This is a genomic window from Rhodoferax ferrireducens, from assembly GCF_031458075.1.
In the GTDB taxonomy this organism is placed as follows: Bacteria; Pseudomonadota; Gammaproteobacteria; order Burkholderiales; family Burkholderiaceae_C; genus Rhodoferax_B; species Rhodoferax_B ferrireducens_A.
Window position 1 is genome coordinate 253644 of record NZ_JAVDXT010000004.1, and the last position, 22770, is coordinate 276413.

The 22770-nt window shown below is 59.1% G+C and carries 21 protein-coding genes and 1 pseudogene; 11 read left to right on the forward strand and 11 right to left on the reverse strand.

The annotated features are described in order from the left end of the window. Positions 1-379: 379 nt before the first annotated feature. Positions 380-1123 carry a hypothetical protein gene (locus J2X19_RS19680; RefSeq protein ID WP_310375756.1) on the reverse strand — a complete coding sequence of 248 codons (744 nt, stop codon included), beginning with the start codon at positions 1121-1123 and terminating at the stop codon, positions 380-382. A 12-nt stretch (positions 1124-1135) separates the two neighbouring features. On the opposite strand from J2X19_RS19680, the gene J2X19_RS19685 reads away from it, so the two are divergent. Beyond that, positions 1136-1633: a metallophosphoesterase family protein gene (locus tag J2X19_RS19685; RefSeq protein ID WP_310375758.1), complete on the forward strand. Its 498-nt coding sequence runs from the start codon at positions 1136-1138 to the stop codon at positions 1631-1633. Positions 1634-1809: 176 nt separating this feature from the next. On the opposite strand, the gene J2X19_RS19690 is transcribed toward J2X19_RS19685, so the two are convergent. The 9 genes from J2X19_RS19690 to J2X19_RS19730 form a co-directional block, all read right to left on the reverse strand. After that, entirely contained in the window at positions 1810-2172 is a 363-nt protein-coding gene (locus J2X19_RS19690; RefSeq protein ID WP_310375759.1) for an H-NS histone family protein, read from the reverse strand. Between the two features lie 118 nt (positions 2173-2290). Further along, positions 2291-2728, reverse strand: a complete 438-nt coding sequence (locus tag J2X19_RS19695) for an HU family DNA-binding protein (RefSeq protein WP_310375761.1) — start codon at positions 2726-2728, stop codon at positions 2291-2293. Between the two features lie 313 nt (positions 2729-3041). After that, positions 3042-3446: a porin gene (locus tag J2X19_RS19700; protein WP_310375763.1), complete on the reverse strand. Its 405-nt coding sequence runs from the start codon at positions 3444-3446 to the stop codon at positions 3042-3044. A gap of 131 nt (positions 3447-3577) precedes the next feature. Then, on the reverse strand, positions 3578-4801 hold the full coding sequence (locus J2X19_RS19705) for a M20 family metallopeptidase (protein WP_310375764.1): 1224 nt from the start codon (positions 4799-4801) through the stop codon (positions 3578-3580). Between the two features lie 92 nt (positions 4802-4893). Then, a complete protein-coding gene (locus J2X19_RS19710; protein ID WP_310375766.1) occupies positions 4894-6630 on the reverse strand; it encodes a hydantoinase/carbamoylase family amidase in 1737 nt (578 codons plus the stop codon). Positions 6631-6633: 3 nt separating this feature from the next. Next, positions 6634-7341, reverse strand: a complete 708-nt coding sequence (locus tag J2X19_RS19715; protein ID WP_310375768.1) for a GntR family transcriptional regulator — start codon at positions 7339-7341, stop codon at positions 6634-6636. A gap of 27 nt (positions 7342-7368) precedes the next feature. Next, positions 7369-8679 carry a C4-dicarboxylate transporter DctA gene (locus J2X19_RS19720; RefSeq protein ID WP_116607174.1) on the reverse strand — a complete coding sequence of 437 codons (1311 nt, stop codon included), beginning with the start codon at positions 8677-8679 and terminating at the stop codon, positions 7369-7371. A gap of 225 nt (positions 8680-8904) precedes the next feature. Next, positions 8905-10701, reverse strand: coding sequence for a methyl-accepting chemotaxis protein (locus tag J2X19_RS19725; RefSeq protein ID WP_310375771.1), 1797 nt, complete (start codon positions 10699-10701; stop codon positions 8905-8907). Positions 10702-10896: 195 nt separating this feature from the next. Continuing rightward, the gene (locus J2X19_RS19730) at positions 10897-11811 is read right to left on the reverse strand and encodes a LysR family transcriptional regulator (RefSeq protein WP_310375774.1); all 915 of its coding nucleotides are present in this window, start codon (positions 11809-11811) and stop codon (positions 10897-10899) included. A gap of 120 nt (positions 11812-11931) precedes the next feature. Between J2X19_RS19730 and gcl the strand changes: the two genes are divergently transcribed. From gcl to J2X19_RS19750, 4 genes and pseudogenes are all read left to right on the forward strand, one after another. Beyond that, a complete protein-coding gene (gene gcl / locus J2X19_RS19735) occupies positions 11932-13719 on the forward strand; it encodes a glyoxylate carboligase (RefSeq protein ID WP_310375776.1) in 1788 nt (595 codons plus the stop codon). Positions 13720-13739: 20 nt separating this feature from the next. After that, positions 13740-14519: a hydroxypyruvate isomerase gene (gene hyi / locus J2X19_RS19740; protein ID WP_310375778.1), complete on the forward strand. Its 780-nt coding sequence runs from the start codon at positions 13740-13742 to the stop codon at positions 14517-14519. Between the two features lie 41 nt (positions 14520-14560). Further along, positions 14561-15466 (forward strand): 2-hydroxy-3-oxopropionate reductase, encoded by a 906-nt coding sequence (glxR, locus tag J2X19_RS19745; RefSeq protein WP_310375780.1) that lies wholly within the window; start codon positions 14561-14563, stop codon positions 15464-15466. Between the two features lie 257 nt (positions 15467-15723). Continuing rightward, a pseudogene (locus tag J2X19_RS19750) lies at positions 15724-15845 on the forward strand (IS5/IS1182 family transposase); the annotation flags it as partial. A gap of 11 nt (positions 15846-15856) precedes the next feature. On the opposite strand, the gene J2X19_RS19755 reads toward J2X19_RS19750, so the two are convergent. Further along, a complete protein-coding gene (locus tag J2X19_RS19755) occupies positions 15857-16741 on the reverse strand; it encodes a LysR substrate-binding domain-containing protein (RefSeq protein WP_310375782.1) in 885 nt (294 codons plus the stop codon). A gap of 219 nt (positions 16742-16960) precedes the next feature. On the opposite strand from J2X19_RS19755, the gene J2X19_RS19760 reads away from it, so the two are divergent. Genes J2X19_RS19760 through J2X19_RS19785 form a run of 6 tightly spaced genes read left to right on the forward strand, consistent with a single transcriptional unit; the run spans position 16961 to position 22457 of the window. After that, positions 16961-17710, forward strand: coding sequence for an SDR family NAD(P)-dependent oxidoreductase (locus J2X19_RS19760; protein WP_310375784.1), 750 nt, complete (start codon positions 16961-16963; stop codon positions 17708-17710). A gap of 52 nt (positions 17711-17762) precedes the next feature. Further along, the gene (locus J2X19_RS19765) at positions 17763-18749 is read left to right on the forward strand and encodes a TRAP transporter substrate-binding protein (RefSeq protein ID WP_310375786.1); all 987 of its coding nucleotides are present in this window, start codon (positions 17763-17765) and stop codon (positions 18747-18749) included. Between the two features lie 58 nt (positions 18750-18807). Next, the gene (locus J2X19_RS19770) at positions 18808-19332 is read left to right on the forward strand and encodes a TRAP transporter small permease (protein WP_310375788.1); all 525 of its coding nucleotides are present in this window, start codon (positions 18808-18810) and stop codon (positions 19330-19332) included. Then, a complete protein-coding gene (locus tag J2X19_RS19775) occupies positions 19329-20588 on the forward strand; it encodes a TRAP transporter large permease (RefSeq protein ID WP_310375790.1) in 1260 nt (419 codons plus the stop codon). Before J2X19_RS19770 ends, J2X19_RS19775 begins: the two co-directional genes overlap by 4 nt. Before the next feature lie 22 nt (positions 20589-20610). Further along, a complete protein-coding gene (locus tag J2X19_RS19780; protein ID WP_310375792.1) occupies positions 20611-21456 on the forward strand; it encodes a transketolase in 846 nt (281 codons plus the stop codon). After that, positions 21453-22457, forward strand: a complete 1005-nt coding sequence (locus J2X19_RS19785; protein WP_310375794.1) for a transketolase family protein — start codon at positions 21453-21455, stop codon at positions 22455-22457. The genes J2X19_RS19780 and J2X19_RS19785 overlap by 4 nt, the downstream gene beginning before the upstream one ends. Positions 22458-22770 lie beyond the last annotated feature (313 nt).

Here is a 22770-nt window from a genome sequence, read left to right on the forward strand (position 1 = left end):
GACGCCAACTGCAGATATTTATTATTCCGTGCAATTAAAGTCGTAAACTGTTTAATAAAGTCGTAAACAGCGCCCCAGCATTCATGCGGGCTTGCGGGGTGTTGGATTTTAGAGACGGTTTTTTAAAGTCGTAAACACTCGGGTAAACCGTTGTTGCGACAGGTCGCTATGCAGCGGTTGCCTTCAGCCGAGTCCACAGCTTGAACTCACGCTGTCGGCCACCTTGCAGTCGTTCAGACTCTCCGCGCGACGGCTGCTCGACGTCCGGTGATGGATGAGCTGCTGACATAAGCTGCTGCGGCGACTACAGGCCCATGTCGACCAGTCGGATGTCCCCTGCTCTTGCCGACGACTTCACGCATCCGCCCCGATGGAGACATCACTCATCATCCTTGTCCTCAACGACAGGAAGCAGGACCAAACGCCAGGAGAACTCCATTTCTGGCTTGACGTCTCGCTGAAATTCTCTCAAAGCCGCAAACTCGGGAAAGTTTTCGCAGGCCATTGCCAAGTAGGTCAACGCCTTTGTCCAATCGTCACCCCGACGATATCGTTCGGCCAGCTCCATTAGCATTGCAGCGTCAAGCCGCCGCGGAAGGCGCAATCCATTCTTCTTTGCTCGCCTCTGCAAGTGATCCAGCAGCGTCTTCGTTTGCTGCTCGATGCTCCATGGAGGGACGATGCTGGCAAGGCAGTAAAGCACTAGCGCCTCGGGGAAAGTTGCTGCTGAATCCATTCGCCACTTCTTCAGGATCGAAGGAGTCTTGGTGGGCTGAAACTGCGCTGGCAAAAGGGAATGCACCGCGTTGAGCAAAGCCACGTAGCCTCGTTTGCTCTCGGGGGGGACCTTTCCTTGTTGAGGAAGCTCGTCTAGCCTGTCCAACGATTCTTGCAGTCCGACCATCGTTGGCTGCTTGGCTCCTAAGACGCCTCGGTCATACAGGTCTAGGAACCCTTCAAACCATTCGCGCCCGGCTTCCAGCTTGACTGCATGAGGCCCCATCCAAGCGCTTGGATCCAACTGCACCCGTTGAACGCTCCCGGTTTCATAGAGGTATTCGTGTGGCTCCTTGTCAACTTTCGGCTGGCGACGAACGAACTCGATGATGGCAGCACGTGCCACTCGGAAGAGTCCTTGGAACGTAATCGCCGTCCTACGATCCAGCAGCAATATCTGCTCCGCAAAGCCTCGCGGACCAGTCAGCTCCTGTGGGAGTCGCTCAAGCGCGTGAACATATTTGGAGCGGATCTCGTAAGCGACGTCAAGGGCACACGCCTAGTGACGCCTTTGGATCTGCTGCAAGAACATCGCCTGGATCGCCGCTGGTTACAGGCGCAATTGGCTATTGAATTTGAGGGGCCAACCGTGGTGGTCACACACCATGCACCGCATCCACTGTCCATTGCAACCCGATACGCCGACGATTGGGTCACCACCGGTTTTGTGAATGCGTTGCCGGATGCGTTTTTTGAGGTTCCCAAACTTTGGATCCATGGGCATACGCATTCGCGGTTTGACTACCAGGTCGGCAACTGCCGGGTGGTGTGCAATCCGCGCGGATACAAGATGCGCGATGGAAGCTTCGAAGTTCCAGACTTCGATCCTGGGTTTGTGATCGAGGTGTCGCAATGAGTGGCCGAGCATCGATGCGACTGGTTAGCGTCGTGAATATCTCGAAAACCATCGGTATTGCATCGACGCAACCGCTGCGCCCGATGACGGTCAAGACAGCCAAGAAATCCGACATACCGGCAGCCTTGAACTAGCCGCCCCGCGCCAGCTGTGAGCCGGGATGTGGAGTGCGGTCTTTACGACTTCACCAGCAAATCATCAAGAGTCTTGCCACTCTCCAATGCAGCTTTGAACCAGCGCGGCCGCATGCCGTTTCCGGTCCAGGCGTTACCAGCTTCGTCCCGGTATTTGATGACGCCCTTCGACTTCGCCTTCTTGCCGGTGGCTGCGCGGACGGGTGTGCCGGTAGTCGTCTTGCTCTTGCGTTTGCTGACCGCCCGCGGAACATTCCCGAAGAGGTCTTCTGCGGTGAGTCCATAGAAACCAATGGCGACCTTGATCCGCTCGATAACACCCCCGACTTCCTTCTCCCGGATGGATGCGGCTTCTTTTTGCAGCTTGTCGATTTGCTTTTGGATACTGAGCAGAGTCTTTGTCATAGATTTTCCTGAAGAAGAATGTTGAAGCATAAGAGAAAGGACGCACAGGGCGTCCTTTGCTCGGGTCAAACTCCCTGTTCCGTATGCCGCTAGCCTACGAAGCAGAGGGGCAACCGGTTTAAATCGCCGCGTCCTTGAGCTTCTTGAAGAAAGTCGCGCGGAGCTTCACCGTGGCAGGCTTGGCTTTGAAGACCTGTTCTTCCTTGGTAAACGGATTGATGCCTTTGCGGGCCTTCTTGGCCGGCACCTGGATGGCAGCGACGCGCACCAAGCCTGGAATGGCGAATTCGCCAGCACCCTTCTTGTGCAACGATGCCAGCATGGTCGATTCCAAAGCGGCCAGCACGGCACGTACGCCCTTGAGTTCCACACCAGAGGCTGCTGCCAGATGCGCAGTCAGTTGAGTCTTGTTGAGCTTGTCTTTGAAAGGCTTGGCCTTGACCGGCTCGGCAGCTGCTTTGACCGCAACCGCTTTAGCCGGTGCTGCTTTCTTGGTCACGGTGGTTTTCTTGACGGGTGCCGCGGTTTTGGCGGGCGCTTTTTTGGTGGTTGCCATGTAATCTCATTCGTTGTTTAGGTACGCAGACCCGGTTGGGTCGCTGAATTATTTTAGAGCTAACGAAATGCGCGCCTGCTATGGTGGTCAACACACTGCGCAAGGTAGCTGCAGCTACGGGTCCATCGCGGTGTATCTGACGATGGTCGGCCGTAAACTCAACTTGTCGTAAACAAGAAAACCTACCTGTGAAGATTCTCAATTCCGTCATGACCGTTATAGGCTGGACCGTAACCATCGCTGCTTTGTTGGCCGCACTGGGCTTTGGCTATATGCGCATGCACTATGGACCTATCGACTTTCGCTTGCCTGTTCACTCGCGATAGGTCACCCGGGTAGTTCCGTCAAGGTAAAAAGCTGCACTCAAGCCACCACCAAAATCCTCCGTGCCGCGAAGGATCAACTTGCTCGTTGCATTAGTGCCGCTGACTTCAGAGTTGACCGCTCTCCGTGATCCGTTGCGGACCTGTCGAATGGCGACGTCCACCACTCCTGAAATAGTGACCGACGATTGCGCCATCACTGAAAAACAGGTCACTCCGAGGCCAACATTTCGCTCGAGGCAAAGCTGGTATGTGCAGCCCTGAGATTGGCGTATTGACAACGCAACCATCCAGGGCCCAAGCGGTCCTGATCTAATTTTCCCAAGTACTCCGCCGACTGAATATTCGGAGGAGGTACACCGCAGACTCACGGCTTTTTTGGGGTTGTACCCCATAGCGGGCCGAGGTGGTCCCACATCGAGAAAACCGTCTTCTTACAGAAAATCGGCCGCTAAAGCACGGGGGCCTTTCTTTCCTCCCGAGCTTTTCATATCTTCTGAGACTTTGAACAGGTTTTGAGAAAGCATCACACCAGCAGGTCGCACAAGCTGCGGGCAATGACCTTGGTGGCCCTGCGCAGGTCTTCCAGGTCAAGCCGTTCATCGGCGCGCTTGGCATGCGACTCCAGCACGGTGCGCGGGCCCGCGCCGTAGATCACACCGGGAATACCTGCTTCACAGAACAGGCGAACGTCGGTGTACAGCGGCGTACCCAGGGCGGGAATGTTCTCGCCAAATACGATGCAGCCATGTTTTTGAATCGCATCCACAAGCGGCTTGTTCCCTGGCAGGGGCTGCATGGCATTGCACAATAGCAGGCGTTTGATCTCCACGCTGATACCCGGTTGCCGGGCTGCAGTGTCGGCAATGATTTGGCGCAGCGTGGCTTCGACTTCAGCCGGGTTTTCCTCTGGAATCATGCGCCGGTCGAGTTTGAAGCTGACGCGTCCGGGAACCACATTGGTGTTGGTGCCGCCTTCGATCATGCCCACATTTAAATAGGGATGGTTGATGCCCTCCACGGCGGACGTGACCTGTTGGTACACCGTGTTTTGCTGGTACAGGGCGCCGAGAATGCGCACCGCGGCTTGCATGGCGTCTATGCCGGATTCGGGAATCGCCGCATGGGCCATCTTGCCGTGGACGGTGACTTCCATTTGCAGGCAGCCGTTGTGCGCGGTCACCACCTGGTAACTGAAGCCGGCGGCGATCATCAGGTCGGGCTGGATGATCTTGTGCTTGAGCAGCCAGGCCGGGCCGACTTCGCCGCCGAATTCTTCGTCGTAGGTGAACAGCAATTCGATACTGCCGGCCCGCGGCTTGGCCACGGCTTCCAATGCCTGCAATGCAAAGGCAAAGGTGGCGAAGTCGCATTTGCTGACGGCTGCCGCACGGCCATAGATCTTGCCGTTGTCGATTTCACCGCCGTAGGGGTCTTTGGTCCAGCCTTCGCCGGGGGGAACCACATCGCCATGGGCGTTGAGCAGTATGGTTTTGCCAGGACCGTAGCGGCGGCGTACCACCAGATTGGTAATGCTCGCCAGGCCTGCGGCCCGCACTTCGGCTTCGGGCACCACATGTTTTTCGGCCTCCAGGCCAAAGCCTTGCAGCAGTTCGGCCGTGCGCTCGGCATGGGGCGTGTTGTTGCCCGGCGGTGTGTCGGAAGGCACGCGGATCAGCTCTTGCAGAAAGCGGACTTGCTCGTCGAAGTGGGTGTCGATCCAGGTGTCTATGTGTGCGTAGGTGGTCATAAAAAACTCGTTTGATGAGAAAGAGAAAAGATTCGGCTCGTACTACGCCCCGGCAAAAGCCTGCGGCCTTTGCCGTAGCGCTCGTATCCGGCTTAAACGGTGGCGGCGAGTTGATCGAGCAGCGCGGAGAAAGCCTCCACCGCCAGCTGCATGTCGTCGCTGGTGGTGGATTCCAACGGGTTGTGGCTGATGCCAGCGTTTTCCCCGCGCACGAACAGCATGGCTTGGGGCATGATTTCGTGCAGCTTCATGGCATCGTGGCCGGCACCGCTGGGCATGCGGTACAGGGGTACGCCCAGGGTTTCGACGGCCTTTTCCCAGCGCTGCTGCCAGGCGGGGGCGCTGGGGGCGGCGGCGGCACACATGGTTTCTTCCAGCTTGAACTGCAGGCCGCGGCGTTGGCAGATCTGCGCCAGTTCGGCGCGCACGTCGGCGGCACAGGCATCACGCACGGCGTTGGTGGTGGCGCGGATGTCCAGGCTGAATTTGCAACGACCTGGCACCACGTTGATGGAACCATTGGGTACTTCAAGCATGCCGACAGTGGCCACCAGATGGGGCTGGCTGCTGCCGCGTTTTTCGACATACAGGGCCAGCTCGGCGGCGGCAGTAGCGGCATCGCGGCGCCGGTCCATAGGCGTGGTACCGGCATGGCTGGCGGTGCCAACAATCTCGCCTACGTAGCGCAGGCTGCCGTTGATGGAGGTCACGATGCCCAGCGGCACGTCGATCTCGTTGAGCACCGGCCCTTGTTCGATGTGCACCTCGACGAAACCCAGATAGCGGGACGCATCGCGTTGCAGCTTGCCAATATCGTCAATGCATAGGCCGGCGTGCACCATTGCCTCGCGCATAGTGATGCCGTCGGCATCTTTCTGCTCCAGCCAGCCCATATCGAATTGGCCGGTCAAGGCGCCCGAGCCGAGGAACACGGCTTTATAGCGTTGTCCTTCTTCCTCGGCGAAGCCCACCACTTCAAAGCCAAACGGCAGACGCCGGCCCTGGGCGTGCAGCTGGCGGACACAGGCCATGGGCACCAGGATGCCCAGCCGTCCGTCGTACTTGCCGCCATTGCGCACGGTGTCATAGTGGCTGCCGGTCAGCAAGCGGGGGGCATTGCGGTCGCTGCCGTGGTAGATACCGACCACGTTGCCGACGGCATCGATCTCGACTTCATCAAAGCCGCAGTCGGCACGCATCCAGTGCGACAGGCGCTGGGCTACGGCGCGGTGCGCATCGGTGAGATAGGTGACGGTGAGTTCGCCGCGCTCCGCATAGCCGGGGTCGCTATGGATGGCCAACCGCTCGGACCAGTCCCAAACCTCATTGCCCTGCGCGGGCTCGGTATCGAAGCGTCGGTTCAGCTCCATATCGACCATGCGGTGGACATTGCGCAGGCACTCGGCCCATTCGAACTCGGGGTGGTTGTCCAGGCGACGCTGTAGGGTTGCGTTGATGTCCACCTGGCTCAACCCCAGGCCACGCGGACCGCAGGCCGCAAGCACGGGCGGAAAACCAAACCTGTCCTGGTAAGCCGTGATCAGCAGGCTGAGCGGACTGGGCCTGTAAGCGGATGGGGATGAAGATGGGGTGGGGCGCACAGCGTTACCCGGCGAAACGGCCGCGGCATGGACCAGCGGCAACTGCGCATTGCGCTCTGCCGAGGCCACCAGGCGTGCCAGTGCATGCTTCAAATGGGCGAGCGAGGCATATGGCCTTGCATTCAGTGCTTGCTGTGCCACCCAGGGGGAATCTGCGTACAAACCTTCCAGTAATTTTGCTGCCTCTGCCAAAGGCGCATGGTTGAGATATTCCAAAGTCGGAGTCATGATCTAACTTTCAGGCGCGGTGGGCGTTTGCCCTCGCGCAGACAAAGGTGTCAGCGATGCGCGCAAGCGCTCGTCTGGGGTGTTGAGCGCGGTGGACGAGTCCACCAGCGCGCTGTTGACGTTGCCAATGTGGATGGCCATCAGCTTTTCAGCTTTTGGCAGATCTCCCATTGCCATCGCGGCGACGATCGCTTCATGCTCATCGCATGACTGGCTCGCGTCGTGTGTAGATTGGTACAGCGTGGCGACCAATGTTGTACGCGCAGTCAGGTCGCGTATGACATTGACCAGCAGCGGATTGCCAATGCACCGTGCCAGGCAGACGTGGAAGTCCGCCAACAAAAATGAACGGGTGGCCGCATCTGTCGAGTTGAGCGCTTCCCGCTCCTGCGCCACATGCTGGCGCAGCTCCCGTATGACCGACTGAAGTGGCTTGCCTGCGTTGCGCAATATGCCGGTTTCGACAGCACGCCGGGCATCGAAAGCCTGGCGTGCCTCTTCAAACGATGGTTCGACCACGTACCATCCTTTGCGCGACCTCACCTCGACAAAGCCGCGTGCCTGCAATTGCATCAACGCTTCCCGAACCATGGTTCGGCTGACATTGAACAAATCCGCAAGTTGCTGCTCGCCCAATCGCTCGCCCGGGGGGAGCTTTTGCGCAAGAATGGATTCGACAACTTGTTGGGTGATTTCATTTTGATTCGCCATAGCGAGCCACTTTAGCCGATGCGTAGTTCAGGACAGGGCGGCCACAGGGACGGTGTCGGTGCTGCTGTCGTCCTCGGTCAAGCGACCATCCAGCACGGCATGGGCACGCTCGCGGTCTATGTCACCCTCCCAGGCGGCAATCGCCACGGTTGCCACGCAGTTGCCGATCAAATTGCCCAGCGCCCGGGCAATGCCCATGAACCAATCCACCGACAAAACCAGCACCAGGCCGACGGCCGGGATTGCTGGAATGGCTTGCAAGGTGGCCGCCAGCACCACAATTGCCGAGCCCGGTACGCCATGTGCGCCCTTGGAGGTGACGAGCGAGATCGCCAGGATGGTGAGCAGGTCGGTCATGGAGATCGGGGTATTGGTCGCCTGGGCGATGAATACCGCCGCCAGGGTGATGTAGATCGAGAACGCATCCAGATTGAACGAATAGCCGGTGGGGATCACCAGGCCGACAGTCGAGTCACGGATCCCCATATTCCGGAGCTTGGCCATGATCTGGGGCAGCACGCTGTCGGACGAGGTAGTGGCAAACACTACGGTCAATTCTTCGCGCAGGTACCGCAGCAGTTTGATGAGGGAAAAGCCCGAGATCCGCATGATGGTGCCCAGCACCACAAAGACGAATAGCAGTACCGCGGCGAAATACAGGACCACCAGCATGCTCAGCTGTTTCAGCGATCCAATGCCGTATTTGCTGATCGTGAACGCAATCGCACCGAGCACCCCCAGGGGGGCGAGTTTGATGATGATGCCCATGATCTTGAACAACACATGGCTCAGCGTGTCGATAAAGTCGGCCACCGGCGCGCCGCGTGCGCCCAGCATGGACAGCGCACAGCCGAACAGCACGGCGAACAGCAGCACCTGCAGTACGTCGCCCGTGGCGAAGGCGCTGACTACCGTGGTCGGTATCAACTTCATTAGGAACTCCACGGTGCCGCCGCTGGTCAGCTTGCCAGCGTTCTCGACATAGGCGCCCATGGCTTTCGCATCGAGCGTACTCGCGTCGACATTCATGCCGACACCGGGCTCGAAGTAGTACGCCAATGCCAGGCCAAGCAGCAAGGCAATCGAGGTGATGGCTTCGAAGTAAATCAGTGACTTGATGCCTACGCGGCCTACGCGCTTCAGATCACCGGCACCGGCAATGCCATGCACCACCACGCAGAACACCAAGACCGGAACGACCATCTTGATCAGCTTGATAAAGCCATCACCAAGAGGTTTGAGCTTGAGCGCGGTTTCCGGCCACATGAAGCCGATGACGACGCCAAGAAGCAGTGCAAGCACTACCTGACCGAATAAAGAACGGAAGAATTTCAACATGTTGTCTCCTGGGTTAAGCAAGTCTTTTGTTGTCCATCAGCTTGCATGCAAGCAATGTAGGCAAATAAAAACTAGCTTTCTATGCGCGTATTCCCTCAGATTAGGCGTGTTTTAGTCATAACTAAATTGCCCTGCGTGCTGGGGAGAAACCATGTCTCCGGGGGCGGTGGCCCCCCTGCTTGCAGGGGTTCCCGAGCGAGCTACAACCTGTCTGGGAACAGGCGTTCAGTTCAGCTTGAAGGACGCGACCGTACGCGACAGGTTGCGCGCCTGCTCATTTAATACCGAGGAGGCGGCTGTGGATTGCTCCACCAGCGCGGCATTTTGCTGGGTGGATTGGTCCATTTCGGTCACGGCCTGGTTGATCTGGCTGATACCCACGCTCTGCTCGGTCATGGCGCCGTTGATTTCGCTGATGATTTGCGCCACACGCTGGATGCTGTCCACAATTTCCCCCATGGTTTCACCGGCAGCCTGTACCCGTTCAGTGCCGGTCTTGACGCTGCTTTCCGAGCTTGAGATCAAGGCCTTGATCTCCTTGGCGGCCGCAGCGCTACGGTGTGCCAGGCTGCGCACTTCGCTGGCCACGACGGCAAAGCCGCGGCCGTTTTCGCCTGCCCTGGCTGCTTCCACCGCCGCATTCAGCGCCAGGATATTGGTCTGGAAGGCAATGCTGTCGATCACACCGATGATTTCGCCAATCTTGTGGGATGAACGCGCAATATCGTCCATGGTGCTGACGGCACCCGCCACCACTTCGCCTCCCCTGGCCGCAGCCTCACTGGCCGATGCTGCGAGCCGCGTAGCTTGCACCGTGGATTCGGCCGATTGCTTCACGGAGCTAGTCAGCTGCATTAGAGATGCCGAGGTTTCCTGCAAATTGCTGGCCGAGGTTTCTGTCCGGCTGGACAAATCCTGGTTACCCACCTCGATTTCGTCCGTGGCGACCTTCATGGACTCTGCACCACTGCGAATGTCCAGTAGCACCGCGCCGATTTTCTCGACAAAGGCATTGAAAGACGTAGCGATCTGCGCTACTTCGTCCTGCCCCACCACCGGCAGGCGTTGGGTCAGGTTGCCATTGCCGCTGCTGATTTCGTCCATGGCATCGCGCACTTGCGACAAACGCCGAAACGAGTGCGCGGTGAAGATGGCGCTGATGACGGCGGCCGCAAAAGCCAGCAACACGATGGCGATGGCCGAGGTGCGCAGCACGCTTTGCAGGCCGGCCGCAGCTTCGGCTTTGTCCAATGCCACCACCAGATACCAGTCGGTGCCCGGCACGGCCTGGGCCTTCAGCAGTTTGCGGGCTCCTGCCAGTTCCAGTTCCAGGGGCTTGCTGGCGTCGATGAGCGTGGCCACCAGCGTTGGAGTCAGCGCTTCGGACAGCTCCGCGGCCGGCTTCAACAAGAACTTGGCATCTGGATGGGCCAGCACCAGCCCGGTCTTGTCGATCACAAAACCCAGGCTGCTGGGCGTCGGATGTACCGCGGCCACCACATCGCGGACGCCTTGCAAGGGCACCGCGCCGCTGACGGCGCCCTTGACCACGCCATCGCGCAGCATCGGTGCAGCAAACGACACGAAAGGCACGCCCGTAGCGGCGTCGCCATAAGGCCTGGTGACCACCAGCTTGCCGGTCTGCACGGCCGTCTTGTACCAGGGGCGGGCAGTGGGGTCGTAATCCTTGGGGGTCGATGTGCTGCTGGAGATAAAGCTCTTGTCTTCCCAGCCCACGGTGGTGACGGGGAAGCCATTGGCCTTGTTCATGTGCAACACAATACCCTGCGGGTCGCCCGGGGCGACGGCCTCGGCCGCGGCCGAGACCGCCATGGCCTTGCTGGACACCCATTTGTCGATGGCCAGCGTGTTCCCTGCCGTGATGGCGTCCAGGTTTTGTTCTATGGTCTCCAGCGTATTGCTGCGCACGATCGAGTAAGTGGCGGCGCCGGTCAAGGCCAGAGCACTTACGACGATGGAAGTGGAGATAAGCAGTATCCGGGTGCGGATGGAGGTGATCATGGTGGCTGCCTCATGGTTAGGCCTGTCGACAATGCGCAGCCTTTGCGGGACGACCTGGATCCCGCTCGGCAGGTGGACAAGACCCGCGGACAGTTCAAACGGTTAGCAACTTCGTCTTGTCCACGAATCTTGAATACAAGAATTGTAGGCAGAAAAAGGGAGTGTGTGAAAAATTCTGGCGCGTGCGGGAGCCTGCTAGGCTTTGGGCAGGTTTTCCCACCAGCGCGGGCCGAAATGCCCTTGCAGGTAGGTGATGAACGTGGACACCTTGCCGGGCACCAGCTTGGGAGAAGGAAACACGGCATGGATTTCCTGTTCGGGCAGCACATGGTCTTGCAGCACCTCCAGCACATGGCCGCTGGCCAGCGAGTCGGCCGCCACATAGCGCGGCATGGCGGCCAGCCCCATGCCGTTGCGTGCAGCGGCCAACACGGCGGACAGGTTGTTCGAGCGCAATCTGCCGTTGACTGCCGCACTGACTGTGTGGCCGGTAGGCGCGAGCATGCGCCAGACATCATCACCCTGGACGCTGCTGTAGACCACGGCGGCATGCTGTGTCAGATCCGCCGCGGTTTTCGGCGCTCCATGCTTGCGAACGTACTTGGGCGATCCGACGATGACCCAGGGATTACTGCCTAAAAACCGCGCCCCCAGCGAAGAGTCAGCCAGCTTGCCCATGCGGATGGCCACGTCCATGCCCTGCGCTACCAGGTCCACATAGCGGTCCTCGAAGCTCAGGTCGAGCTGCAGCTGCGGATGCTTGGCCATGAAGTCCAGTGCCAGCGGCAAGATGACCCGCCTGCCGAAGGCCACCGAGGTACTGACCCGCAGCGTGCCTTGCGCCTGCGTCTGGCTCAGCTGGGCCACGTTTTCCGCCTCATCGGCTTCGCGCACGATGTTCTTGCACTTTTCGAAATACAGCGCGCCGGATTCGGTGAGGCTGAAGCCGCGCGTATTACGGTTCAGCAGCCGCACCTTCAAACGGGCTTCGGTTGCGGCCAGCATCTTGGTCACGGTGGGTTGGGTGGTACCAAATTCCTGGGCCGCCTTGGAGAAGCTGCCGGTTTCCACAACCCGCACAAACACCTGCATGGCCAGCAATCTATCCATGACACGTCTCCTATTTATTCGTCCACGGAATATATGTTATGGACGCCCGCTACCTTCCGCCATGGCACGCAAGTTTCTACATTCAATCTGTCAAAGCAACAACACACCAGGAGCAAGTGCATGGCAAGAATGAGAGCGATAGAAGCAGCCGTTTGGGTGATGGAAAAAGAGGGTGTGACACAGGCCTTCGGCGTGCCGGGGGCCGCCATCAACCCCTTGTATGCAGCTCTGCGCAAGCAGGGCTGCATTGCCCACATCCTGGCCCGCCACGTAGAGGGCGCGTCCCATATGGCCGAGGGCTACACCCGCGCAGTTGCGGGCAATATCGGCGTCTGCATCGGCACCTCCGGCCCGGCGGGCACCGACATGATCACCGGCCTGTACTCGGCCCAGGCGGATTCGATTCCGATTCTGTGCATCACCGGCCAGGCACCACGGGCCCGTTTGTACAAAGAAGATTTCCAGGCGGTCGATATCGAGTCCATCTCTAAGCCGGTCACCAAATGGTCAGTGACCGTGCGCGAGCCGGCCCAGGTGCCGCGCGTGTTCCAGCAGGCTTTCCACACCATGCGTTCCGGCCGCCCCGGTCCTGTACTGATCGACCTGCCGTTCGACGTGCAGATGGCCGAGATCGAATTCGACCCCGACACCTATGCACCGCTGCCGGTCTACAAGCCTGGCGCGACCCGGGCGCAGATCGAAAAGGCCTTGACTATGCTGAACGCGTCGGAACGGCCGCTGATCGTTGCAGGCGGCGGGGTGATCAATGCCGATGCCTCGGAGCTGCTGGTGCAATTTGCCGAGATCACGGGCATCCCCGTCATCCCTACCTTGATGGGCTGGGGCAGCATTCCCGACAACCACCCTCTGATGGCGGGCATGTGCGGCCTGCAAACCAGCCACCGCTATGGCAACGCCACCATGCTGGCATCCGACTTTGTGCTGGGCATAGGCAACCGCTGGGCCAACCGCCATACCGGCTCGCCCGAGGTGTATTGCAAAGGCCGCAAGTTCATCCATGTGGACATCGAGCCCACCCAGATCGGCCGCGTCTTCTCGCCTGACTACGGTATTGCCTCCGATGCCAAACTGGCGCTGCAGCTGTTTGTTGAAGTAGCGCTGGAGTGGCAGGCGTCAGGCAAGCTGGCCGAGCGCGGCGCCTGGGTACGCGACTGCCAGCAGCGCAAGGGCACCTTGCTGCGCAAGACCAATTTCGAGTCGGTGCCCATGAAGCCGCAGCGCGTCTACCAGTGCATGAACAATGCTTTCGGCGAAGACACTTGCTACGTCAGCACCATCGGCCTGTCGCAGATTGCTGGCGCCCAGTTTCTACACGTCTACAAGCCGCGCCACTGGATCAACTGCGGCCAGGCCGGGCCGCTGGGCTGGACCATATCTGCCGCCCTGGGTGTGAAGGCGGCCGACCCGTCGCGCAATGTGGTGGCCTTGTCGGGCGACTACGACTTCCAGTTCATGATCGAGGAGCTGGCGGTGGGCGCGCAGTTCAAGCTGCCCTACATCCACATGGTCGTGAACAACTCCTACCTGGGGCTGATACGGCAAAGCCAGCGCGGCTTCGAGATGGACTACTGCGTGCAGCTCGCGTTCGACAACATCAATACCGACAACGACCCCCTGGTCCAGGGCTACGGCGTGGACCACCTGAAAGTGGTCGAAGGTCTGGGCTGCAAAGCCATCCGCGTGCACCGGCAGGAAGAAATCGCCGGCGCCATCCAGCAAGCCAAGGCCTGGATGCAAGAGTTCCAGGTGCCGGTGGTGATCGAAGTCATCTTGGAGCGGGTGACCAATATCGCCATGGGCACCGAGATCGACAACATCGTCGAGTTTGAAGACCTGGCGGGCTCGCCGGCCGATGCGCCCACTGCTCTGGCATCCATGCTGGACTGACCCCAAACGTAAAAAATACCATGCCTAAATTTGCCGCCAATTTGACGATGCTCTTTACCGAGCTGCCTTTCATGGATCGCTTCGCTGCCGCCAAGGCTGCAGGTTTCGACGCCGTGGAATACCTGTTTCCCTATGCCTACAGCCCGCAGGATTTGGTGCAGGCGCTGCACACCCACGGTTTGCAGCAGGTCTTGCACAACCTGCCCGCAGGCGACTGGGATGCGGGCGAGCGTGGCATCGCCTGCCACCCGGACCGGGTGGCCGAGTTCCGCGACGGTGTTGGCCAGGCCATAAGCTACGCCACCACGCTGGCCTGCCCGCAAGTGAATTGCCTGGTCGGAAAACTCCCCAGTGGCGTAGACCCAGCCAATGCACACCGCACCCTGATCGCCAACCTGCAATATGCGGCCGCCCGGCTCCAGGCGGCCGGCATCCGCCTGCTGATCGAGCCGATCAACACCTTCGACATACCGGGGTTCTTCCTAAGCCGCACCGACCAGGCCGCGGCCATTCTGGACGAGGTGGGCGGCGACAACCTGTTCATCCAGTACGACATCTACCACGCACAGCGCATGGAGGGTGAACTGGCTAACACCCTGCAGAAGCAGTTGGCGCGCATCGGCCACATCCAGCTGGCCGACAACCCGGGCCGCCACGAGCCTGGCACGGGCGAGATCAACTACCCGTGGCTGTTCCAGCATATCGATGCCCTGGGCTACACCGGCTGGATAGGCTGCGAATACAAGCCCGCTACCAGCACCGAGGTCGGCCTGGGCTGGCTCCAGCAACTGGGCCAGTGATGGGCCCGCCACTACCACACACCAACGAAAGCATTCAAGCCATGACATCGTCTTCTCTCAAAATTGGTTTTATCGGCCTGGGCACCATGGGTGCGCCCATGGCCTCGCATCTGATCCAGGCAGGCCACCACCTATACGTCTACACCCGGGGCAAGACACCAGACGCGATTGCCACCAGCAGTGCCACCCAATGCCTGAGCGCCCGCGGCGTGGCCGAGCGCGCCGACATCGTCTTCACCATGGTGCCCGACACGCCGGATGTGGAAGCCGTACTGTTTGCCGAGGACGGTTTGGCGGCCGGGCTGAGTGCGGGCAAAGCGGTGGTCGATATGAGTTCGATCTCGCCTATCGCCACCAAAATCTTTGCCCAGAAAATCAATGCCCTGGGCTGCGACTACCTGGATGCGCCCGTGTCCGGGGGCGAAGTCGGTGCCAAGAACGCGACCCTGTCCATCATGGTCGGCGGCCCAGACGCGGTGTTCGAGCGGATCAAGCCGCTGTTTGAATGCATGGGTAAGAACATCACCCTGGTCGGTGCCAACGGCGACGGCCAGACCGCCAAGGTAGCTAACCAGATCATCGTGGCGCTGAACATCGAGGCCGTGGCCGAGGCCTTGCTGTTTGCCGCCCGCGCTGGCGCCGATCCGGCGCGGGTGCGCCAGGCACTGATGGGCGGCTTTGCTTCTTCCAGAATTCTGGAGGTACATGGCGAGCGCATGGTTAGGCGCACGTTCAACCCCGGCTTCCGCATCGGGCTGCACCAGAAGGACCTGAACCTGGCCTTGAGCAGCGCCCGCGCGCTCGGCGTGGCCTTGCCCAATACCGCTACCGCGCAGGAGCTGTTCAATTCTTGCGCTGCCCATGGCGGCCAAGCCTGGGACCATTCCGCCATGGTGAAGGCACTGGAAAAAATGGCCAATTTTGAAATCGGACAAACAGCCGCGTAGTCAACGCTGGAGATCAGCAGCCATGCAGTCCTACCCCAAGCCCAATTGCGGCGCACGTTCGATGCGGCGGTCGCCAGAACCCAACCCGCGTTGACTATGCTGCCGCACCTGCCTGCACCACAGTCGCTTGGTCCTAGGGACTTGTGGCGCCGGCAAAGCCGCGGACATTGGAAGACTACTAGGCCGGACCGGTGTCTGACCTGGTCGTCACCCAATAGGTATCACCCTGGATGGCGATACGCGTATCTATGCAACAGGAGAGCACGCGTAGGAAACCCAGGCCCGGGCTCGAAGACCTGTAGAGGTGCTCTGCGCGGTGCTGAATCTGCTCAGGAGCGGCTGCCAACGGCACATGCTGCCCGATCCGTTTCCCAAGTGGTAGGCCTCCAGCTAGTGCTTGGCAGTTTCGCCATGCAGCCATGCCAAAAATGCCTCAACAGGCTTTCGCTTTGCATGGCGGAGCGGATAGACCGCGAAGTGTGCCTTCACCCGGATGGCTTTCTCAAGTCCAAAAACGGGTCTCAGCTTACGTTCGGCAATGTGTCTTCCCGCTATCGTTGCACTCTCCAGTGCAACGCCAAGCCCCTGTGTTGCGGCGTCAAGTGACATCTGTGCCCGGTCGAAGCGGATGGAAAAACGTTCCGGTGCGCGGTACTCGGTGAACTCGGCGAACCAGTCAGACCATTGCACCACGCTCACATTGCTTTGTATGAGCTTGACTTTAAGCAAGTGCTCTGGACGTTTCAGGCTGTGTTCCTGGAGGAAGGCAGGACTTGCAAGAGGGACGATTTTTTCCTCGAACAGCGGCTCCACCACCAGGTCGGGCCAGTTGGGCACCCCATAACGGATATCAATGTCTGAGCGACCGAGCTCAAAATCGCTGTGCGTATGCGCGGCTGACAAATTCAGTGCGATATCGGGATACGCATCCGCAAACCCATGCAGTCGCGACATTAGCCAAAGGCTGGCGAAGCTTGGAGCCGAATGCACATACAGACTGTTGCTGACCCCTTCGCGCAAATCCTCCGTCGCGGCTCCGATCGCGGACAACGCGCCGCCAACCCGGGCTAAATACAACTCGCCAGCAACGCTGATGCGCACTCCATGTGCGCTGCGCTCAAACAGACGGACACCGAGGAGCGCCTCCAGCCGTGCTACCTGGTGGCTAACCGCCGAGGCCGTAAGGTGAAGTTCGGCCGCCGCCAAGGCGAAACTGCGCCGCCGCGCAACTGCTTCAAAGGCCTGCAAGTTGGTGATGGGGGGGAAAGCAGCCATAGGGTCAACCCTGTCGTTAAGTGATGGATCATCATCTTAGGCTGAAATAACATCGCTTGATGTCATGAGCTGTAGCAACGAAGATTTACCCCACACCCGGAGACAGGCCCAAGCGTCAGCCAAGGCCCTTGCTTGAAGAGGCCAAATCAGCCTCTTCACCCAGCATTGCTGTATTTGTCTCCCGGTGACTATGGAACCCACACTCTGGAGACTCTTGAGATGCTATTGAAAGACAAAGTTGCCATCATCACCGGTGGTGCAGGTATCAACGGCCTGGGTTTTGCCACTGCGCGGTTGATGGCGTTACAAGGCGCACGCGTTGCCGTTCTCGACCTGGCACGCGCCGAGCCGGGCGAAGCTGCAACTCAGTTGGGCGATGGCCACCTGGGCGTGGTGACCGACGTGACCGACAAGGCATCGTGCGAAGCCGCTGTCGCGGAGGTGCTGAAAACCTTTGGCCGCGTTGACGCACTGATAAATAACGCCGGCATCACACAGCCGGTCAAGACACTGGAGATCACTGGTGCCGACTACGACCGAATCCTGGACGTCAGTCTGCGCGGCACTTTGTACATGTCACAAGCCGTGCTTCCTGCGATGCGAACCCAGCAAAGCGGGTCTATCGTTTGCATCTCCTCCGTCTCTGCCCAGCGCGGCGGCGGAATTTTCGGTGGACCGCATTATTCCGCAGCCAAGGCGGGGGTGCTAGGTCTTGCCCGCGCGATGGCACGCGAATTTGGCCCGGAAAACATCCGTGTCAACTGCATTGCTCCCGGTTTGATCGGCACCGACATCATCAAGGGCAAGCTCACCGAAGAGAAGAAAGCCGAGATTGCCGAAACGATTCCGCTCGCCCGCCTGGGCCGTGCCGATGACATTGCCGGAGCCTGTGTTTTTCTGGCAAGTGAACTGTCGGCCTATTGCACAGGCATCACGCTCGACGTCAACGGTGGCATGCTGATTCACTGACACCGCGGCAGCTTCGCACAACCATTACCCCAAAATCAAAGGAGACAAAGTCATGCAACGCAAATCTTTCCACCGCATCGCCGGAGTGCTGGCTATGGCCGCCCTGTTGACCCCGTGGTTCGCCCGGGCGCAGGCGGTCAAACTGACACTGGGCCACGGTGCCGCCCCCGGCAATCCACGCCACGAGGCTGCGGTCAAATTCGCAGATCTGCTTAAAGCCAAGACCGCCGGTCGCATCGAGGTACAGGTCGCACCGTCGGCGCAGTTGGGTGACGATGCGGCTATGCTGACCGCGCTGCGCACCGGCGCACTCGACATGTCAGCAAACTCGCAGGGGGCGGTATCCGCCGCAGTCCCGGAATATGCCGCTTACGGTATGCCCTTCATGTTTTCGACGCCAGCCCAGGCGTTTCAACTGCTTGACGGCCCCCTAGGTCAGGAACTCAGCGAAAAGACGGCGGCCAAAGGCATGGTCGTTTTGGGTTACTGGGACAACGGGATTCGTCACATGACCAATGGCAAGCGTCCGATCACCAAGGTTGAAGATATGAAGGGACTGAAGATGCGCACCCCGCCCGACGCGGTGCTGGTGGACATCATGCAGGCTTTGGGCGCTGACGCGCAGCAAATCAAGTTCGCGGAACTGTATGTGGCATTGCAACAGGGTGTGGTGGATGGACAGGAAAATCCGCTCGTCAACATGTACGCCAGCAAGCTGTACGAAGTGCAGAAGCATCTGGCGCTGACCAGCCATATGTTCCAGATGACACCGTTCCTGATGAGTAAGCGCAGTTGGGACCGATTGTCCGAGGGCGACCGAAAGGCCGTGCAGGAATCGGCTGCTGAGGCGACGACGCTGCAACGCAAGATGTCTCAGGAGGCCGATGACAAGCTGCTGGCTGAACTCAAAGCCAAGGGCGTGCAAGTAACTACCGTCGACAAGGCCGCATTCGCCAAGGCAACCGCATCGGTCACCGACAAATGGGTCGCGACCCCCATCGGACCATATTTGAAGAAGGTCATCGCCGCCACCCGCTGAGCCGGTCGTCCATCCACCTACAGCCAGGCGCGACCCGTCGCGCTGGCGGGAGCATATCTTGAACACTTTCATCGATCTGGTGCAGCGCGCTGTCGGACTGTCGTGTCGCACCGTCCTCTATGTCACCCTTACCGTCACTTTCCTTATTCTTAGCATCAACGTTGGCTTGCGCTATGCAATGGGCTCCAGCCTTTCCTGGGCGTCGGAGCTACCCGAACTGTTGTTCCCTTGGATCATCATGTCGGGCGTGGTGTTGGCCACCCAGCACCGCTCGCACATCGCTGTCGTCATCATCACGCAGAAGCTAGGTGCCTCGCGGCGTTGGATACTGGCTGCAGGCGCCGTCGTCGTCGCGGCGTTGTACCTTGGCTTGTGCGTGGCGGCATGGCCGCTGCTGGAGATATCGGCTGATGAGTTCACGCCGATCCTGCAAGTACCTGGCTCTGTGACGGTCGCTTGTCTGATGGCTGGATTTGCGTTGTTGGCTATTGTGACCCTCTGTCACATTCCCTCTATCCTGCGGGATGAACAGCATGATGCGTTTTCTGCCGAAGTCGAACCGGTCGTGGGAGTGTCGTCATGACCGCACTCATCATCGGCCTGTTCATCGTTGCTGCGCTGGCGTCGATTCCGATCGCCCACGCTCTTGTGCTCGCCTCGGTCAGTGCTCTGCTGTTGATGGGACGTATTCCGGTGGACCTCGCCGTCCAGCAGATGATTTCGCAGGTGCAAAGCTTTCCTCTGATCGCCATTCCGTTCTTTATGATGACAGGGGCTTTGATGGTCAGCGGCCGACTCGGCCAGAGCCTAGTCAATCTGTTATCGATGATGATCGGCCGCGTGCATGGCGGACCGGCGCAGGTGGGGGTACTGTCGTCCACTATCTTCGGTGGCGTCTCCGGGTCGGCCGTTGCCGATGCATCTGCCATCGGCTCGATGCTCATTCCATGGCTGAAGAAACTGGGTTATCCGGCACCGTTTGCCGCCGGAACCCTGGCTGCAGCGGCCACAATCGACATCCTGATTCCGCCATCGATTCCAATGATCATCTATGCGCTGGTATCGGGCGCGTCTATCGGCGCCTTGTTCGTAGCGGGCATTCTGCCGGGTCTTTTGATGTGTGGCGGCTTTATGCTGGTCTGCTACATCCAGGGTCGACGGCGTAATTTTCCGCGCGACACCACGCCATTCCGGTGGGATGCGTTCAGCAAGCAACTGCTCCAGGCAGGCCCAGCCTTGATGATGCCGGTGCTGATCATCGTATTTCTGCGTTTCGGTATCGCTACCCCCACCGAAGTCAGCGTGATGTCCACGCTCTATGCATTGTTGGTATCGGGGGTGGTGTACCGTGATCTCACGCTACAAAAACTGCGGCACGCCGCAATCGAGTCCGGGATTTCCACCGGTGTGGTGTTATTGATCATTATGGCGTCCAGCATCGTGGGCTGGATAGTGACCTATGAGCAGTTGCCGGCGTTGTTCACCCGTTTTGCAACGGAGACGCTCCAGTCACCTTGGTTAATCATCCTCGCGATGAACTTGATCATGTTGGCGATTGGCATGTTCATAGATCTGCCTGCAGCCGTCCTGCTGCTTACGCCGATGTTTGTGCCCCTCGCGTCCGCAGTGGGTATGGATACGGTGCAGCTGGGCATCATGATGATCGTGAACCTCTCGATCGGGCTGTACCACCCGCCTATCGGTACCACTCTATTCATTACTGCATCCATTGCCAAAGTGCGGATTGGCGATGTGGTGGTGGAACTGATTCCTTTCTACGTCGTCGCCGTCGGCTTGTTGTTGGGCTTTGCCTACCTACCTTGGCTGACGATCCACTGAGTCCTAAATCAGGAGAAACCGCATGTCCCATATTGAAGAAAAGCTCCATAAGTCTGCCTACCGAATTCGCAGATTCGCGTTGCGCATGGGTGAAGTCCAAGGCCAGGGCTACATCGGCCAAGCCCTCGGTTGGGCCGATGTTCTGGCAGTAGCCTACCGCCACGCTCTCAATTACCGTCCGAGCGAACCTGAATGGGACGGGCGCGACCGTTTTCTTTTGTCGCATGGACACTATGCGATCGCGTTCTATGCGGCGTTGATAGAAGCCGGAATCATCGAGGAAAGCGAACTGGACACCTACGGAAGTGACGACAGCCGTCTGCCCATGTCAGGAATGGCTACCTACACACCTGGCATGGAAATTTCGGGTGGATCGCTCGGCCAGGGGCTCCCTATAGCCGTCGGCATGGCGCTGGCCCTGCGGCAAAAGAAGAATCCTGCCTTCGTCTATAACTCGATGTCCGACGGCGAACTCGACGAGGGCTCTACCTGGGAAGGTGCCATGGGTGCGGCCCACCATCAATTGGGCAATTTGATCTGCTTGGTCGACGTCAACAATCAACAAGCCGACGGGCCCTCGTCCAAAGTATTGGGGTTCGAGCCGCTGGTGGATAAATGGGAAGCATTCGGCTGGCATGTGCAGCGTGTCGACGGAAACGACCTGTCGGCCGTGCTGCAGGCATTTGATAACGCGAGGAATCTGGTTGAGGCCAAGCCGCGCGTGATTCTGTTTGACACGTTAATGGGCAAGGGCGTGCCTTTTCTCGAAAAACGCGAGAAGAACCATTTCATCCGTGTAGACCCTCCGGAATGGCAACAAGCACTCGAAATCCTGGACCAATCGCAAAACCAAGGAGCCCAAGCATGAATATGGAAGTACAGAAAAAGCCGCGCCTAACCACCTCCGCAATGATCGCCTCTATCGCTACCGAGGGGCAACGCGTCAAAGCGGCGCCATTTGGCAAGGCACTGGTTGAGCTCGCGGCTCAAAACCCCGCCATCGTCGGCATAACGGCCGATCTAGCCAAGTACACCGACCTGCATTTGTTTGCCCAGGCTTATCCCGAACGTTTTTATCAAATGGGCATGGCCGAGCAGCTATTGATGGCCGCTGCGGGAGGAATGGCAAAAGAGGGTTTGATTCCCTTCGCGACCACCTACGCAGTATTTGGTACGCGCCGCGCTTACGACTTCATCCACCAGGTCATCGCGGAAGAAAACCTGAATGTCAAGATGTGTTGTGCTTTGCCAGGTTTAACGACAGGCTATGGCCCTAGCCATCAGGCGACGGAAGACCTGGCCATGATGCGCGGTATCCCGGGACTGACCATCATCGATCCTTGTGACGCCCTGGACATCGAACAGGCCGTGCCCCAGATCGCTGCGCACAAGGGGCCGGTGTACATGCGACTGGCCCGCGGCAACGTGCCACTTGTGCTTGATGAATATGACTACAGTTTTGAAATCGGCAAAGCCAAGGTATTGCGAGAAGGCGGCGAGGTGCTGGTCATCTCCAGCGGGTTCATGACGATGCGGGCACTTGAGGTTGCAGACACATTGCGCGACGACAATATCAGTGTGGCGGTGCTGCACTGCCCCACTATTAAACCTCTTGACGAGGCGGCGATCATCCAGGCGGTCAAATACAAACACCGTCTCGTGGTCATTGCAGAAAACCATTCGGTCATAGGTGGGCTCGGCGAGGCCGTAGCCAGCGCACTGCTGCGCCACCGAGTGCAGCCTGCGAGCTTTCAACTGGCTGGGCTCCCAGATGCATTTCTCGATGCCGGAGCGCTGCCAACGTTACACGATCGCTACGGCATCAGTCGGGAGGCTCTGGCCCGCAGAATCAAAGAATGGCTGATTTGATTCGATGGAAAGCCATATCTGTCGGATGTCGACATCTCGACTGCTGGGGCGGGAGTTACTTCTTATCCTTGGAAGGAGGCAATGCCGGCACACGATAGATGATCTGATGGACTCGAGCAAGAACATGTGAAGGAATAGGTGTGCTTGTTAGAACGAGGGGCAGCATGTACCTGCAAGGGGAGTCTCATTTCTGGGATGCTCTGGACCTTGTTGCCGCTTCGATTCGAGAGTCAGAGTCCAAAGCTGCAATGCGTCCTGGAGTGGCGTCCGCAGCGAATCCATCAACGCACGTTACCTTCGTCGGGGACACGGC